Source organism: Arthrobacter sp. HMSC06H05 (assembly GCF_001807395.1).
GTDB classification, from domain to species: domain Bacteria; phylum Actinomycetota; class Actinomycetes; order Actinomycetales; family Micrococcaceae; genus Pseudoglutamicibacter; species Pseudoglutamicibacter albus.
On sequence record NZ_KV788980.1, the window covers coordinates 17610 to 33947 of the forward strand.

The window sequence follows — 16338 nt, forward strand, 5'->3', positions numbered from 1 at the left end:
CTGCCTGCTTGATGTTGTGCCGTCTATGAGCCGAGGGCTTTGGAGATCAACCCCATCAACATTCCCTTGACTTGGCCTCCGCTCAAGATCGTCACCAGCAGCCCCGCAAAACCAACGGCGGCCAGCGTGACGATCGAAAACTCAGCGGTCGCGATCCCTGCTTCGGGGTCGAGAATCTGCCGAGGTTGCGTCCTTCGCTGTGACTGCGGCTGTGTGTGCCGCAGCGGTTGTGGCTGTGGCGATGCGGTTGCGGTGCGGTTCTTTTCCATGTGGTCCTCCTGACCGTTTGAGGTGTTGTGGATCGTGTTTATTACCGGGAACTACCCGGTTCTTATCGGGTGTTGCCCCGATGTTTAGAGTCTTCCGGCTGCGGTGATACTTCTGGGTTGTGGAAGAGAATCTGTGGATGGCCCCACCTGGAATTCAGAGCCGTGGATAACGGAACTGCGTCTGCACTGGCACCTGTACCTACTCGCCCGCATATCTGCCGGGCCTAGCACACGCCGTGAATGCAGAATGCTGCGTTATTGGTTCCACGGTTGGAGCGCGAGAGCTACCGGGATCACGCCGAGGCATATAAATGCGGGGAGGGCGCAGAGCCCGAGTGGGATCACCACGCGCACACCGAGGCGTTCCGCTTGGGCCTTCATCCGGTCTTCGTTCGCGGCGCGTTGATGTTTACTCGACTGTCTCAACAGTTCGGCCACGGGCGCTCCGGTGCTCCTGGAGACCTGGATGAACGAACCTAGTTGTTGGGCGTTTGGTGCGTAGCTGAACGCTTTTTCGCCTTCTATGCCCCACGCCAGCGCGGTAGCGACCCGGTTGAGCCCTAAAGCGTTACCGGTCGAGTTATCCAGCGTCGCCAACGCGTACTCGAGGGACATGCCTGATTCGATGCATAAGGCCAGGGCCTCGGCTATCAACGGCGCATATTCGGCATCCCCAAAATCATCCGCTAACGAACTCGCCGGATCGCGCGGCAAGGGATTCGCAGAAGACCGAGCCGAAGGGCTAGCAACCTGTTCGCTGCCCCTGGGGTGCGTCGTGGTTAGGCGTTGCCTCCCGTTGGATCGCGGGGCCCACGCCAGGATCGCCACAGCCAGCATCCCGGCACAGATCCATGCGCTCAGCGTCATCGTGGAACCTGGCTGCGCTGTAAGGATCAGTGTTGTCATGAGCCGGCCTCGGTGGTGTTGTAGGACATTTTTCGGATGAGGTGCCGCGACCATATGAGGGATGCGGCCCAGAGCAGGCAACCGGCGAAGAGGCACACGTGCCCTGCAGTGGTCGTGAACAGGGTCCCTACCGGGTCGGCTCCTAGTAGTTGCGCCATGAGGAGTCCACCCAGCGGCAAGAGTGCGAGAATGCGGCGGGTCGTCTGGGCCGCGGCTATCCCGGTGACTTGGCTGCGGATAGCCGCCGCCCGGGCTTGGGCGTGTGATGCCAGCGCTTCAAGCAATTCAGCATGAGCAATCCCGGTGGCTTCTGCCAACTGTTGGGCCCAGTACACGTGCCGCAGCATCGCCGGTAGTTCATGCTCATCCGGGTTCGTTCTCTTGAGGCCTGTAAGAGTCAATGGGGCGCCAAGAGCTATACGCGATGCGGTCATTGAAGCGGCGTGATGCCACGCCTCTAACTCACGTGCATGAGCCCGTGTTGAAGCGGGGCCGGCAGTTGCTTGGGTTTCAACCTCGAGTGCCGAGGTGAGGGCTTCCCACGCGTAGCGGTGGTGCGCACCTGAACGCATGAGTGACGCGAGCGTTGAGATGACCCGTTGGGCGATGTCATAGGTGACTGCGAGCTCTTCGCTGGGTTCCTCACCCGCTTCTTCTCGCCGATCTTCGCGTGGCACTGCACGCCGCGATGTAGCCGAGGGGTGTTCAGATGCCTTGCCTGTTGATGTCTCCGGGTTGATGGATGAGGTGGCACGGGAGGCCGCGCTCGTTCGGAGGGAGGTTCCTGCCGGCGAGCGCCTGGCGCCCCACCCCTTCCATGACAGTATGCTGACGAACAAGAGTGTTGCGGCAATCCACGCGTACATCACGGCCGCTCCGCCTTCCCGGGGATCCACAGCCCGTCGGCACCCAACCCAGGTGCATCCACGCGTTGAGGGGCACCGGTTTCATTGGCGACATAGTGGACGTCAATCTCGAGCGAACCTTCTTTAGTGAGCCGTAGCGAACCTAGTGCGGACGGGCCTCGTCCGCGATCTGTTCGTTCCACGTGGATCACTGTGGCGATCGCGCTCGCTGCCTGCAGTGCCGTGGTGCTCGGGCGCCACCCGGCGAGCGACCCTAACGCGATCAGGCGTGCTGGGACATCGTTGATCGAGTTCGCGTGTACCGTAGCGCCCGCGCCGGTGTGTCCGGTGTTCAACGCCATGAGGAGGTCCTGGATTTCCGCGCCGCGGCACTCGCCGACAATCAGCCGGTCCGGCCGCATACGCAGCGCCTGCCGTACGAGTTCTTGCAACGTGACCTCGCCCGTTCCTTCCGCGTTGGGTTGCCTCGCCTGCATGGAAACCGTATGCGGATGGTGGGGCCGCAGTTCACGCGAGTCCTCGATCATAATGAGCCTCTCGCTGGCCACACATTCGGCCAGCATCCCGGAAAGCAGAGTTGTTTTTCCTGCACCGGTGCCGCCGCTGATCATGAATGTTTCCCTCTGTTCAACCACCCGTTTCAGTACGGGAACCCAGGCTTGCTGCGGCCCCGCCAACATCTCGCCGAGCCGCGCTTGCGCCGGGCTAGGGACGCGGATCGATAAAACAGGGGCATCAACGATGGGCGGCAACACAGCGTGCACTCTGTAGCCGTCCACCACCGCGTCGCCATACGGGTGGGCAGTATCCAACGCACGCCCTGCCCTGCCAAGCACCCGCACCGCTATACCCACAACCTCCGCAGGTTCCAACCACACCCCAGTTCGCTCTAAACCTGCCGTTTCATCGACCCAAACACAGCCATCAGAGGTCACCAGAACATCGCTCACCCCAGGCTTCTCCGCGAACTCCGCGAGCGGCCCCAAACCAGTCAGATTCCGTTGAACCGTTTGCGCAGCCTCACGTAAAGCACCCGGCCCACGCACCACCCCGTCCGAAGACAACAGGCTCGCGATCACCGACGGATCGGCCCGCTCACCCCGCTCGAGCAACTGCTCCCGCACATGGTTCGTCACCTCGTGCGAATACCCACCCCAGCCCCCGTGCCGCAGCACCGTCCGGCCATCCCGTTCACGTGGCGCCCCCATCAGGCTGCCCTCCTCGAACCACCGGCAACCATGTGTCCAATACTTCGCCCCTCTTCCATCTGCGGGATCCACAGTTTCCGAGCCAACGCCCGGGCACCCGCAACAACCCTGCGTCCCTGAATACTCCCAGCCCACGCCGCACCCACCTTCGCGGCCTCCGTACGAGAATCACAGCCACGCGGCCCAACCCCCACAACACTCCAACCAGGACCCACCACAAGACCACCCGCCCCACCACCAGCCGCCGCCCACGGCCTCTGCAAACACACGATGCGCTCGCCGTGCCGCCTCGCGCCGCCCGCTGCGCTCAAGGCGCGCAGAGAGACCGGTCCGCGATCGACGAGCACCACGTCCACGGCTCTCGAGAACGCGGCGACGGCAAGAGAAAGGCTCTCCTCCCCCAGTTCGCCGCCCGTATCGGGTGGGAAGGTGACAAGATATGCGCCCGCCAGCCGAGGCAATAGTTCAAGCGTGCTGGCCGCTGGGCCGTCTTCGATCGCGGCCAACACCGCCGGCCAGCGCAGTCCGCCCGGGGCGGCCCAACACGTGTCCGAGGACGGATCCGCGTCCAGGATCGCAACCGACCAGCCGTGGTCCCCCATCGCTTTGGCGGTACCCGCAACGACCGCCGCGCTATTGCGCGATCCGGGGCCATCGGCGATCTCGATAACCTGCCCCATGACCGGGCCGTGCCGGCTACCCCACACGATCTTGCTCAACAGTTCAGCACCCGCAGGCATCACGATCGGATGCGCTCCCGGATGCCTGGCCGCCGCCGCATACACCGCGGCGGAATCAATCCCAACGAAACATATCTCGGCACCGCTGGCTACCGGGGGTGCCGCCGTGTGAACACCACTCACTTCCACCAGGTGCGCCACAACATCAGGGTTCCCGCGCAACGTGCACGCATCGTCTGTGTTTGCGTCGGTGAGTTCAAGCCCCAGCCCATGCACCACCACGGCCGCTTCACCCCGAACGTCACAGTTCGGACGGCCGCCGCCCAGGCCACTGTTCCTCGCCGCCACGCCACCCAGCGTCATGCTGCCCACCGCCATACCAGCCAGATTGTCCGGCCCTTTCGGCTCAGCTGCGGGATGCCACATCACGATGGGCTTGCTGGCCGGTGCACGCCGGTGCCGGTGGGTCTGAAGCATGCGTGTGGGTGCCGCACTTGTGCGCGGGTCCGCGCCAGAGGCCCGGCCTTGATCGGGGCCGGCGCGGCGCGCTTGAGACGCGCGCCTTTCCCGGGGCGGGCGGTGAGAGCGAGCATCGCCTGAGGTGTTGGTGAGAGTCCACATGCACCCAGCACAACGTATGTGCCACCCGAATGGCGCTGCACATCAAAAACTGTGGAAGAAGGGCGCTATCGACGCGCGTGTGGATTCCGGGACTAGCAGGTCCGCAGCGCCCTGCGCCCTTCACGCGAGCCCACGCCAATAACCGCCGTGGTCGCTACGTATACCTGTTTCAGGTTTTAGGCTTGACCTTCACGGGGTTGGCTGCCGGGCGCATCCACCCGGTTTCGAGCCAACCGGCATCGGTGAGGATCGAGGTGAGAACGGTCGCGGTGAAGCCCCACAAGAGGCCCTGTTGCAGGCGGTAGGCCGGCATGCGGAACGGTTTTCCGTTGCGTTCGAATTCGGTGATGCACCGTACGTCTGCGCTCAAGAGGTCGGCCACGGGTGTGCGGAAAACATCAACGGATTCATTCACATCAACGGGGGCGACCTTGCTTGGTTTCTCCCACACCGCCAATACCGGGGTGACCTCGTAGCCGGACACGGTCGGTGTTACCGGTAGGGTCCCCAGAACCGTGACTCCTTCAGGGTCCAGCCCGGTTTCCTCAACTGCTTCACGCAACGCGGTATCGACCAGTGTGGCGTCGCCTTCTTCCCAGCCGCCACCCGGGAACGCGATCTGCCCTGCATGCGAACGCAAGCCGTCGCTGCGGCGTAGCAGCAAGACATCCAGATCAGCGGGCACTACCTCGGAAGAATGCACCGCCGGCACCGAGTCAAGAGCACCAAACAACACCAGCACAGCCGCCCGCTTACGCACCGGGAACTTACCGCGCAACCGCGCATACATCGGCAACCGTTCAACATTTCCTTCTGAACCGCTTCCACCGGGCCCGCCTTCGAGGCCTGATTCACCCCCGCGCACGCCTGCATACATATCGACAACGGCCTGGAGTTGTTCGCGTACTGTGCTCATGCGTTCAGCCCGTACCCCATCGCGCGCAGCTGCCGGCGCGAATAACCTTCAACCATCAGCCGGTGCAGCTCTTCACGGCCCGGGGCGAGCTCGTACTTCAAAAGCTTCTTCGCCTCTTCCGGGTCGGTTTCCCCTTCGCCATACGATGGGCACCACTGCGCTACGGGGCACGCCCCGCACGCTGGCCGTTGGGCGTGGCAGATGCGGCGGCCGTGGAAGATGAGGTGGTGGGAAAGGTTGGTCCAGTCTTTCTTTTCGAACAGCTCCCCCACTTGGTATTCGACCTTGACCGGGTCGGTTTCCTTAGTCCACGCGAAGCGGCGGGCGAGCCTGCCAAAGTGGGTGGCCACCCTGATTCCGGGGTGCCCGAACGCGTTACCCAACACCACGAAAGCCGTCTTGCGGCCCACACCGGGCAGGGTTACGAGGTAGTCGAGATCGTCCGGGACCTCACCGCCGGTGTCTTCCATGAGGGTCCGGGCGAGGTTCTGGATGTTCGCGGCTTTGGTTTTATAGAAGCCCGTGGCCCGCACCACGTCTTCGACCTCGCTCAGGTTCGCGCCAGCCAACGATGCCGCGTCCGGCCAACGCCGAAACAGCTCCATGGTGACTTGGTTGACTTTCACGTCAGTGGTTTGCGCTGACAAGACAGTCGCTACGAGCAGCTCGAAGGGGTTCTCGAAGTCCAGTTCCGGAACCACGTACGGGTATTTCGTTGCCAGTTCGCGGTTGATTTTCCGGGCACGTCTCTTGCGCCCCAATGGGGTTTCGCGTTCCCACATCCGTTCCCGCTTCTCGGCAGGGGTGAGTCTGCGTGCCATGCCGGTGGTATCCCTTCCTTGGCATGCGCTGGCGGCATGCTCTGGTCTTGCGTTGCAGTTTCACGTTCCGGTTTCATACTCTGAGAGCATGATGCGTCTCACTTCACCCTACCGGTAGGCCACCGCTACGTCCCGCCTGATGCTCGTCTTGCACACCTGCCCGGTAACGGCCCCGTAGGCCGCTGCCTAGTGCGTTCTGTTTTGTGTCTGCTGATTTGCTCCTGAGAGAAAGCCCGTGTATCTCTATTTATAGGGTGACCTGCCTCACATAAGATGGAAGCTAAGTGATCCAGATCACCAACTGTCTTATCGCTTACTTGTCCTGAGGAGTCTCCATGTCAGAGAACACGGCAATGGATAACCTGAGCCATGAGGATCGCTCGTTCCCTCCTGGCCCGGATTTCGTGAAGAACGCCGTCGCACACGCAGACCTTTACGAGCGCGCCGCGCAGGACCGCTTGGGCTATTGGGCGGAACGTTCGCGTGAGGCATTGACGTGGGCTGAGGATTTCACCACGGTTCTCAACGATTCTGAGGCGCCTTTCTATAAGTGGTTTGAGGACGGCAAGCTCAACGCTGCGTATAACGCTGTGGACCGTCACGTTGAGGCCGGAAACGGTGATCGTGTAGCGATCTATTTCGAGGACGAGACCGGCGCGACGTCAACCTACACGTACGCCGAGCTCGCTACGGCCGTGAAGAAGGCCGCCAACGCGTTCAGTGAGCTGGGTGTTGGTTCTGGGGACCGCATCGCTGTCTACATGCCGATGATCCCGGAGGCCGTGATTACGATGCTGGCCTCAGCCCGCCTCGGCGCGATCCACTCGGTTGTGTTCGCTGGTTTCTCTGCGGATGCTTTGCGTTCGCGTGTGGATGATGCGGAAGCCAAGCTGGTTGTCACCGCTGACGGGAACTGGCGCCGTGGGAAGCCGAATCCGGTCAAGAAGGTTGTGGACGCCGCTCTTGAGGCTGATGGCCACACGGTGACTAACGTTGTGGTTGTACGTAACAACAAGGAAGAGCCTGAAACATGGGTTGATGGCCGCGATGTGTGGTGGCACGAGGTCGTGGAGAACGCTTCAGATGAGCACACCGCTGAAGCGTTCGAGGCCGAGCATCCGCTGTTCATCCTCTACACCTCGGGAACCACAGGTAAGCCGAAGGGTATTCTGCACACCACCGGCGGCTACCTGACTCAGGCCGCGGTCACCGCGAAAGACACGTTCGATCTGCACCCAGAGACTGACGTTTACTGGTGCACCGCGGACATCGGCTGGATCACCGGCCACTCGTATGTCACCTACGGCCCGCTCATCAATGGCGCCACGATGTTGATGTACGACGGCACGATGGACACCCCGGATAAGGGCCGTTGGTGGGATCTTGTTGAGAAGTACAAGGTCACCATCATGTACACCGCTCCAACCGCTATCCGTACCGCTATGAAGTGGGGCCGCGAGATCCCTGACGCCCGCGACCTCTCGTCGTTGCGCGTGCTCGGTTCCGTGGGTGAACCGATCAACCCGGAAGCGTGGATGTGGTACCGCGAAGTCATTGGCGCGAACAACGGCGCCGGTACGGATGGCGCGCCGGGCCCACGCAAGGAATACCCCGCCCCGATCGTGGATACGTGGTGGCAGACCGAAACCGGCGCCCACATGATCAGCCCGCTACCGGGCGTCACGGCAACCAAGCCTGGCTCCGCGCAGACCCCTGTTGCGGGCGTGACCGTCGATGTTGTGGACGATTTGGGCACCCCGCTCGGCAACGGCGAAGCCGGCCTGCTAGTGATCAGGGAACCGTGGCCGTCCATGTTGCGCGGCATCTGGAACGACCCAGAACGCTATAAGGAAACCTACTGGGACCGCTTTGGCGACATGTACTTTGCAGGCGATGGTGCCAAGAAGGACAAGGACGGCGACCTGTGGCTCATGGGTCGTGTGGATGACGTCATGAACGTTTCCGGGCACCGCCTCTCCACCACCGAAATCGAGTCTTCACTCGTCGCTCACGAAGCGGTCGCTGAAGCCGCGGTGGTCGGTGCCGCGGATGAGACCAAGGGCGAGGCGGTTGTCGCGTTCGTGATCCTCAGCAGAGACGCCGATTCCTGGCCTGAAGACATCACGGAACAGCTGCGCCAGCACGTCGCTACCGACATCGGCGCGATCGCCCGCCCGAAGGCCGTATTCGCAGTACCTGAACTTCCAAAGACCCGCTCCGGCAAGATTATGCGTCGCTTGCTCAAGGACGTCGCTGAAGGACGCCCAGCAGGTGATTCCTCGACGTTGGCGGACACCACGGTGATGAACCAGATTTCCGAATCGATGCGGAATAAGGGCTAATTCCTCACCGGGGTACCCCGACGCGCGTAAACGGCGTGGCTGGAAACTTCCCCGCCAGGCCACATAAAAACGATGCGGTGGACAGACGAACTGTCCACCGCATCGTCCTTTAAAACTTGCTGCCTTGTTACTCGCAGGAATCCGTCGGTTGATACTGGCAGGAACCGGCAGGAACCTACTCGCAGGTGCCTGTTGGCACGGCGGCGGTCCGGTTCGGGGCTTCGGCAACGATGGTTTTGAGTTCATCGTTGGTGATCGCATAGCCAACGTTGTCTTCATCCTTGGACTTAGCGAAGATCATTCCACTGAACTTGCCGTCATCATCCACGAGCGGGCCGCCAGAGTTACCGCGTTTGACGTCAGCGGCGAGCTGGTACACGTCCACAGAAGATGAGCCGTTGCCGTAAATGTTAGGCAACTGGGCCGCCGCGCGTTGCTTCACAGCGGCATGCGAAACCGTGTACGGGCCGCCGGCAGGGAAGCCCATGAACGTAGCGTGATCCCCAGCGCGCAGGGTTGGCCCCATCTCAAGCGGCTGCATTCCGAGCCCATCCACCGCGATCACGGCGATGTCTCTGCGTGGATCGAAGGTGACCGTCCGGCCCGTGAGTGCGCGACCATCCGGGGTCTCGACAACGGGTTGTTCGATGCCGCGCACAACGTGGGCGTTAGTGATCAAACGGTCTGGCGCGATCGCGAATGAGGTGCCTGTCTGGTTCACGCCACACGCGCTCGCGATACCGGAAACACGCGCGATGGAATCTTTCGCGGAGTGCTGCTGCTCAGTAGTCTGGGCGCCTTCCGGGATTGAGGCATGCGGTGACGCTGCAGGCGACGGATCCCCTGGGGCCGGGCCGGAAAGAGAGAGCTTCGGAACGGAGATTTCCGGCAGCTCGAGCGCGGCCACCGCCAAGCGAGCCTCGCCGAATGCGCGCTCCATAACCTCCGGCGTGGTGTCACGCACCGACTGAACCACTTTGGAATTAGCTAGCTGCGGCGAAAGCCACGGCATCCCCAACGCAGACCACGTGAACGCGAGAGCTGAAATAGTGATCCAGGTCGCCACGAAATACAACACGGAACCACCCAAGCGGTCCCACCAACGCGGGCGAGGACGGTCCATCCAACGCCGGATCTGCGCCGCCGTCGCTTCGCCGAGCCCCTGGCCGAGCGCCAACAAGACAGCGAATGTCAAGAATAGGCCGGCGGCACGCCACGCGGGGTCTTGAATCCAGCGGGCCATCAATGGGACGCAGAAAAACGCCGCGGTAGCCCCAGCCAGAAAACCCGCTGTGGCACCTAAAGAAACAAGGAACGCTTTACGCCAACCGGTCCATAACTGGGCGATGATCAGAATGATCAGAATCCAGTCGATGAGGTGCAGACCTAGAAACACCGCACCCCCTCCATGCGTCGCTACGTTCCTACGGCGCCACACGATTTCAATCGCGGCGCTCAGTAATGTGGCACGGCACGCAACTTTACACGCACCTGCCGTGCTGAACATCCTAACTAAGCACGCACGGCCAACCTCACCTTCTTTGCAGAACGTTATGTAATTGTTTTCAAAATAGTGAGGCGCGGCCGAAATCTGCTTGCAAGACGTGTCATGCGGCACAATAGTATTGAACGAAGGCCATAAATCTGCAATTTCTGAAGGAGACCCATGGACATCGAGGTCCTTCGCCGGGCGCCGCTGTTCGCGCATCTGAGCGACGAAGCTTTCAACGTTCTGACCGAAGAACTCACCCAGGTCGATCTGACCCGTGGCATGTCCGTCTTCCACGAAGGCGATCAAGGCGATCAGCTCTACGTGATCATTTCCGGCAAGATCAAGCTTGGTCGCACTGCCGCAGACGGCCGTGAGAATCTTCTGGCCCTCCTCGGCCCGGGCGAACTGTTCGGCGAGATGGCGCTGTTTGATCCGCATCCGCGTAACGCGACAGCTACCGCCGTAACCGAGACCCACCTCGCTGGCCTGCGCCACGAAAACCTGCGCCGTGCACTTGCCACCAACCCTGAGGTTTCCGCGCAGCTACTGCAGGCGCTGGCCCGCCGCTTGCGCCGCACCAACGATTCGCTGGCAGACCTCGTGTTCTCCGATGTTCCAGGACGCGTGGCGAAAGCCCTCCTGGACCTCGCGGACCGTTTTGGCCGCCCGACTGCGGACGGGATCCTCGTTCCTCACGAGCTCACCCAGGAAGAGCTCGCTCAGCTGGTTGGCGCTTCCCGCGAGACCGTGAACAAGGCACTGGCTGAGTTTGTGCAGCGCGGCTGGCTACGGCTTGAGGCTCGCGCCGTCGTAATCCTCGATGCCCAGCGCCTCCGCCAGCGTTCACGCTAGGCATCCAGGAGTCCTAGGTGTCCCGGCGCTGTTCAGGCGGATGGTCTGTCACGAGTTTTAGTCCCCACTCGAATCCGCCAACCATCCGGTGAATCAGCTCCATACGCCCGTGCGACCATGCACGCGGTTGTGACATGAACGCCACCAGACCGCGCGCGTGGTTCACTTCTTCCATGACGGCCTGGATTGGCGGGGCTACAGCCTCAGACCAAGGTGCCGCGTTCTTCGTAGCCGAGTTCATCGCAACCATGCTCGCCGTTGCTGGGCGGCTAGGGTCCGCATTGCCAGGCCATGCCGCGCCAGGCTCGATGCTGGGTGCGGGGCCGTCCGGTTCTGCGATCTGCTTGGCGGCCTCATCGCGGTCTACCGAGACCCACGCACCCCAGCCGTCGCCGCCTGGGGGTAGGGAGACTTCCTGACCTACCGGCAAAGCGATAGCGAATACGGTGCTCTCGACCCTGCGCAGAGCATAATCGGCGCTTTCCCACCGGCACACGAATCTCAACAGATCAGTGCGCAATCCCCATCCGCGATGCTCGATCCATTGAGAGAAACGCGTGCTGTCGGCCTGGATCTCAGACCGTGCCGTGGTCCATTCAGCGCTACCGAGCGAATCCACGATGTCCACATCCGAGACCCCTGCAAGCAGGATCCCTGTCTCGAGGAACAACCCCCGTACCGCGGCCATCACCGAGCGGCGCGCACCTGCAACGTCATCGGTACCGATCCTGGCGGCCCATTCGCGTGCGGAAGGCCCAAACCATCGCACGTTGTCGTCATCGACCGGCTCGACCAGCGCCGATGGCGGCGCGATCGACCCCAACGGCGAGTCCGGTTGCCGCTGCGTAAGCCATGTGACCAGGCCGTGGGATTGCTGATCCAAAACCATGACCTGGCTCGCGTGCCGCACCCTCACCGGATGCGGATGCTCAAGCTCAAACCAGTTCCGGGCCGCGGCCCTCTCCCACCGTGGAACCGGATACACCCGGCGGTTCAGCGCCAAAGGGCGATACAGACGCTTCAATCGAATGCGACGGTGACTTCGACTTCAACGGGAGAATCCAGCGGCAGAACCGGAACGCCAACCGCTGAACGCGCGTGAGTGCCCGCTTCCCCGAAGATCTCACCCAACAGTTCGGAAGCGCCATTGACTACACCCGGTTGCCCCGTAAAATCAGGAGTTGAAGCCACGAACCCGGTGACCTTGACAACGCGAGTCACACGGTCCAAGGAGCCCAGTTCCGAACGGATCGCAGCCAACGCGTTGATCGCCGCGGTACGAGCCAAGCCATACGCCTGCTCCGCGCTGACCTCGCCACCGACCTTGCCGGTTGCCGGCAACTGGCCGTCCACCATCGGCAACTGGCCTGAGGTCTGGACCGTACCGTTGAACGTCACCGCAGGAACATAAGCCGCCAACGGCTTCACAACCTCCGGCAACTCAATCCCTAACTCGCTCAGCCGCTGCTCGAAAGAGCCCTGCTTCCCGCTGCCTTCTTGGCCTGCAGATGCCATCACAATCCCCCACTCAACTCAGCTATATAGCTACGTGTTTATGTCAGTCCCGAGCGCTTACTCAGCTTCGAATGGACGCTTAAAGTAGCCCACCAAGTTCACTGCCGGTGCGGAAACAATCTCAGCGCCGGTCGCCGGAGCCGCGGAACCAGCGGCAGGCATCGAAACGACCTGTACCAGTTCCCAGCCCTGCTTGCCGAAGTTATCCAAAATAGCTTTAGTGTTATGCACCATCAAAGGTGCCGTGAAGTACTCCCACTTAGTCATGCTTCTAAGCCTAACCCGCTCAACACTTGTACGTGAGCGCTTCCGTACGCATGCAAGCTACATCCACAGGCTCTTGTGAATACATCCACAGTCTGACCCGCTTCTAAGGTCCCTCCGGTACGCTAGAGCCTATGTCCCAAGGTAAGTCCCTCATGAGCACGTCTACCTCAACCGTGCGTAGACTCATCGGATTCTTGCTCGCGAGCGTCCTCGCTGGCGCCCTCACGGCAGGCACCCTGGTGCCTCTCGTGGTATTCACTGGCACAGCGACCAACATGGCTTCTGACGCTTACGCATCGATCCCGTCGTTCCCTAAGACGACGTCGGTGCCTGAGTCCTCGGTTGTTTATGACCGCAACGGCAAGGTCGTGGCGAAGTTCTTCGCGCAAGACCGCAAGCCAGTCAAGCTCAAAAATATTTCGCCTTGGATGCAGAAAGCGATCGTCTCCGTTGAAGACGAGCGTTTCTACGAACACGGTGGTGCGGACCCGCGCGGTATTTTGCGTGCAGCTGTAGCTAACTTGGCGGGCGCCGGCGGCCAGCAGGGTGCGTCCACACTGACCCAGCAGTACGTCAACAACCGCAATATCCTCAACCAGATCGCTGACGGCGTTCCAGCTTCCGAGCTGACTATCTCCGGCAACAAGTCCGTTGCCGATAAGGCTCGGGAAATCAAGTGGGCCAACGAGATCGAGCAGACGATGAGCAAGGACGAGATCCTCGAGGGCTACCTCAACCTCGTCTTGTTCTCCGGAACCACCTACGGTGTCGAAGCCGCCGCGCAGCGTTTCTTCTCGATCCCTGCGAAGAAGCTCAGCATTGAGCAGTCCGCGATGCTCGCTGGCATGGTTCAGCGCCCGGGCTACTTCAACCCGCTCACTAACCCTGAAGCGACCAAGCAGCGCCGTGATGCCGTGTTGAGCCGTATGTTGCACAACGAGGTGATCACCAAAGAACAGTACGACAAGGCTGTCAAGAAGGACTTGGGCCTGAAGCCTTCTGACACCAAGTCAGGCTGCACGGCCGCGAAGGAAGCCCCATACTTCTGCACGTACGTGTACTGGGAAATCTTGAAGAACCCGGAGTTCGGTAAGACCCAACAGGACCGCGAATACCTGCTCCTCAACGGTGGCCTTCAGATCCACACAACCTTGGACATGAAATTGCAGAAGGCAGCGAATAAGCAAGTCCGCGAGGCAGTTCCAGAAGGCGATAAGGGCGGCTTGGGCTCCGCAATCGTCTCGCGTGACAACAAGACCGGCGACATCCTCGCGATGGCTCAGAACACGCGTTTCGGAACCAGCGAGAAGAACCCTGCCGCCTACACCGAATACAACTTCACCACTGACCGCTCCCACGGCGGCTCAGGTGGCTTCCAGGGTGGTTCTACCGCTAAGCCGTGGACCGCGATGGCCTGGATCGAAGCCGGCAAGAGCGTGAAATCCACCGTGAACGCGTCCCGCCGTAACTACAGCGGCACGTCGTGGGATGCCTCGTGCCTGCCGGGCAAGCGGTACAAGATCTTCAAAGAGTGGGATGTCGGCAACGCGATCGCGAACCAGTACAAGAACATGCCGATGAATAAGGGCCTCTACTGGTCCATCAACTCCGCGACCGTAGCTGAGGCATACCAGCTGGACTTGTGCGACATCACCTCCGTCGCTGAACGTATGGGCTTGCTCGAGGGCCAGATCACAACGCAGGGCGAACCTGCTGACGCTAAATCGCTGGCGTCCTCCGGCCCTTCGTTGGTTCTTGGCGCTCAGTCCGTGACACCTCTGGCCCAAGCACGCGGTTTCGGTGCCTTCGCTAACAAGGGCATGATCTGCAATAACCGCGTCTTCACCAAGATCAAGGGTGCTGACGGAACCAAGTACAAGGTTCCAGAGCCTGAGTGCAAGCGCGTCTTCGAGGAAAACGATGTTTCCACGCTCAATAGCATCCTCACTAAGATCGCCCGCGAACGCGTGGTCATGGGCCGGTTCAGTGCCCCCACAGGCGGTAAGACCGGTACAAACGACAACGCGACCTCAACCTGGTTTGCAGGCTACACCGAAGGCATGACCACTGTCGCCTGGATTGGCCGTAAGGACGGCACAACCCAGCTTGGCCTGAACAACGGCATCAAGCTGCGCGGTATCCCTGTTCGCAAGGGTGACTCGATGACACACGCTGGCCCGATGTGGGCTAAGTACATGGCTCAGGTGTACCAGAACTACGATCACGGTCGGATCCCGAACGAGGTCAAGCAACCGCACGCCTCTTCCTCCGATGACTCTGATGAAGAGGTAGACAGCATGCCGGCTCCATCCTCCCCGAGGCCATCCCTAGGCTCGGCGCAGGGCGAGACGGCTTCGGTTGAGTCCTCCTCATCTTCAGACTCGGCGCAGTCCTCGACGACGGCATCGTCGTCCGGCTCCTCTTCCCCTGCTTCCTCGCACAGTGAGTCACGTGGTGCCTCACGCAGTGAGAGCTCGAACCCTCCTCGTAGGAACGAGCAACCGGCTAGGGAGAACAACAACGGCAACAGGGGTAATTCTGGCCAGGAGGACGACTGATCCTGTGCCACGACTGAAACGTTGTGCCGTCTATGCCGGCGGCTCGGCAGTAGCTTTGAGCTCCGTCATCGCCGCGAAGGCCGCCTGGAATGCGCTGGATTTCCAACTCGAAGAGCACACCGTGCCCGTCCTGGAACCGGGTGCCCAGCCGATCCGTCTGCTACACATTTCGGATATCCACATGGCTCCCGGGCAGAGCGCGAAAGCTATGTGGTTGCGTTCCCTGGCTGACCTGGAACCGGACCTTGTGATCAACACGGGCGATAACCTCGCCCGCCACAACGGCGAGGGCCCGCTCATCGAAGCTCTCGCACCGCTGCTCGAGCGCCCCGGCGCGTTCGTTCCGGGTTCGCACTGCTATCACACCTCGCGGCTGAAGAACCCGCTCTCCTACCTCAACAAGAAGCGCCTAACGGGTGAAAAGATCCGTTATGCACGCAAGGACGAACTCGATTGGCGGCGGATGCATGCCGCATTCGAAGACACCGGCTGGGTCAACGCCGCGAATGCGAATGGTTGGATCAAACTCCCCGCAGCGAATACATCGGGTGTCGCGGGTTCTGAGCCGCGCTCTGGGTCAGGATTTAGGAATGCTCAGGAGGCCGCGTCGGCTACGCGCTGGGTCGCGGTCTCCGGGGTTGATGACCCGCACATCGGGCTGGATCAGCCCACGGGCTGGCCGGAGCCGACCATGGAACAGACCATCGGGACGGTCGCGTTCCGTTTAGGGCTCACGCACGCCCCCTACCGGAGGGTTCTGAATCAGCTCACGACGGCGGGCGCTGACTTGATCTTGGCTGGCCACACCCACGGTGGTCAGCTTGCCCTACCGGGTTTCGGCGCCGTGGTTTCCAACGCTGATATTCCGGCGGGCCGCGCGGCTGGGCTGGGTGTGTGGATCGCAGGCCGCAAACGCACCTACTTGAATGTTTCCCAAGGTATTGGGGCGAGCCGCTTTGTCCCGTTCCGCACCGGTTTCAAACCGGCCGCGTCCCTCATCACCCTGGTTGCCCGCGAGGTTTGAT

At 61.5% G+C, this 16338-nt stretch carries 15 protein-coding genes; 4 read left to right on the forward strand and 11 right to left on the reverse strand.

Features of this window, described 5'->3' with window-relative positions; genetic code table 11:
- Nucleotides 1-23: 23 nt before the first annotated feature.
- From HMPREF3160_RS04230 to nth, 7 genes are all read right to left on the reverse strand, one after another.
- On the reverse strand, nt 24-269 hold the full coding sequence (locus tag HMPREF3160_RS04230) for a DUF4244 domain-containing protein (RefSeq protein WP_035757832.1): 246 nt from the start codon (nt 267-269) through the stop codon (nt 24-26).
- 255 nt (nt 270-524) lie between these two features.
- Nucleotides 525-1175: a type II secretion system F family protein gene (locus HMPREF3160_RS04235; protein ID WP_070491994.1), complete on the reverse strand. Its 651-nt coding sequence runs from the start codon at nt 1173-1175 to the stop codon at nt 525-527.
- Entirely contained in the window at nt 1172-1852 is a 681-nt protein-coding gene (locus HMPREF3160_RS04240) for a hypothetical protein (RefSeq protein WP_141742513.1), read from the reverse strand. The genes HMPREF3160_RS04235 and HMPREF3160_RS04240 overlap by 4 nt, the downstream gene beginning before the upstream one ends.
- 188 nt (nt 1853-2040) lie before the next feature.
- A complete protein-coding gene (locus tag HMPREF3160_RS04245) occupies nt 2041-3249 on the reverse strand; it encodes a TadA family conjugal transfer-associated ATPase (protein ID WP_070507237.1) in 1209 nt (402 codons plus the stop codon).
- On the reverse strand, nt 3249-4406 hold the full coding sequence (locus HMPREF3160_RS04250) for a hypothetical protein (RefSeq protein WP_141739827.1): 1158 nt from the start codon (nt 4404-4406) through the stop codon (nt 3249-3251). Before HMPREF3160_RS04250 ends, HMPREF3160_RS04245 begins: the two co-directional genes overlap by 1 nt.
- Before the next feature lie 313 nt (nt 4407-4719).
- A complete protein-coding gene (locus HMPREF3160_RS04255) occupies nt 4720-5466 on the reverse strand; it encodes an NUDIX hydrolase (RefSeq protein ID WP_070507240.1) in 747 nt (248 codons plus the stop codon).
- Nucleotides 5463-6287 carry an endonuclease III gene (nth, locus tag HMPREF3160_RS04260; RefSeq protein WP_370977441.1) on the reverse strand — a complete coding sequence of 275 codons (825 nt, stop codon included), beginning with the start codon at nt 6285-6287 and terminating at the stop codon, nt 5463-5465. Before nth ends, HMPREF3160_RS04255 begins: the two co-directional genes overlap by 4 nt.
- Before the next feature lie 335 nt (nt 6288-6622).
- Between nth and acs the strand changes: the two genes are divergently transcribed.
- Nucleotides 6623-8629 carry an acetate--CoA ligase gene (acs, locus tag HMPREF3160_RS04265; RefSeq protein ID WP_035757826.1) on the forward strand — a complete coding sequence of 669 codons (2007 nt, stop codon included), beginning with the start codon at nt 6623-6625 and terminating at the stop codon, nt 8627-8629.
- Between the two features lie 175 nt (nt 8630-8804).
- On the opposite strand, the gene HMPREF3160_RS04270 is transcribed toward acs, so the two are convergent.
- Nucleotides 8805-10025: a MarP family serine protease gene (locus HMPREF3160_RS04270; RefSeq protein ID WP_052048739.1), complete on the reverse strand. Its 1221-nt coding sequence runs from the start codon at nt 10023-10025 to the stop codon at nt 8805-8807.
- A 270-nt stretch (nt 10026-10295) separates the two neighbouring features.
- Between HMPREF3160_RS04270 and HMPREF3160_RS04275 the strand changes: the two genes are divergently transcribed.
- On the forward strand, nt 10296-10973 hold the full coding sequence (locus tag HMPREF3160_RS04275; RefSeq protein WP_070491989.1) for a Crp/Fnr family transcriptional regulator: 678 nt from the start codon (nt 10296-10298) through the stop codon (nt 10971-10973).
- Between the two features lie 13 nt (nt 10974-10986).
- Here HMPREF3160_RS04275 and HMPREF3160_RS04280 read toward each other — a convergent pair whose 3' ends face one another.
- Genes HMPREF3160_RS04280 through HMPREF3160_RS04290 form a run of 3 tightly spaced genes read right to left on the reverse strand, consistent with a single transcriptional unit; the run spans nt 10987 to nt 12755 of the window.
- A complete protein-coding gene (locus tag HMPREF3160_RS04280) occupies nt 10987-11997 on the reverse strand; it encodes an NUDIX hydrolase (protein ID WP_141739829.1) in 1011 nt (336 codons plus the stop codon).
- A complete protein-coding gene (locus HMPREF3160_RS04285; RefSeq protein WP_052048736.1) occupies nt 11994-12488 on the reverse strand; it encodes a RidA family protein in 495 nt (164 codons plus the stop codon). The genes HMPREF3160_RS04280 and HMPREF3160_RS04285 overlap by 4 nt, the downstream gene beginning before the upstream one ends.
- A gap of 57 nt (nt 12489-12545) precedes the next feature.
- Nucleotides 12546-12755 (reverse strand): DUF4177 domain-containing protein, encoded by a 210-nt coding sequence (locus tag HMPREF3160_RS04290; RefSeq protein ID WP_070491983.1) that lies wholly within the window; start codon nt 12753-12755, stop codon nt 12546-12548.
- Between the two features lie 152 nt (nt 12756-12907).
- On the opposite strand from HMPREF3160_RS04290, the gene HMPREF3160_RS04295 reads away from it, so the two are divergent.
- Both HMPREF3160_RS04295 and HMPREF3160_RS04300 read left to right on the forward strand, forming a co-directional pair.
- Nucleotides 12908-15313, forward strand: coding sequence for a transglycosylase domain-containing protein (locus tag HMPREF3160_RS04295; RefSeq protein WP_070507244.1), 2406 nt, complete (start codon nt 12908-12910; stop codon nt 15311-15313).
- 4 nt (nt 15314-15317) lie between these two features.
- Entirely contained in the window at nt 15318-16337 is a 1020-nt protein-coding gene (locus HMPREF3160_RS04300) for a metallophosphoesterase (protein WP_141739830.1), read from the forward strand.
- Nucleotide 16338 lies beyond the last annotated feature (1 nt).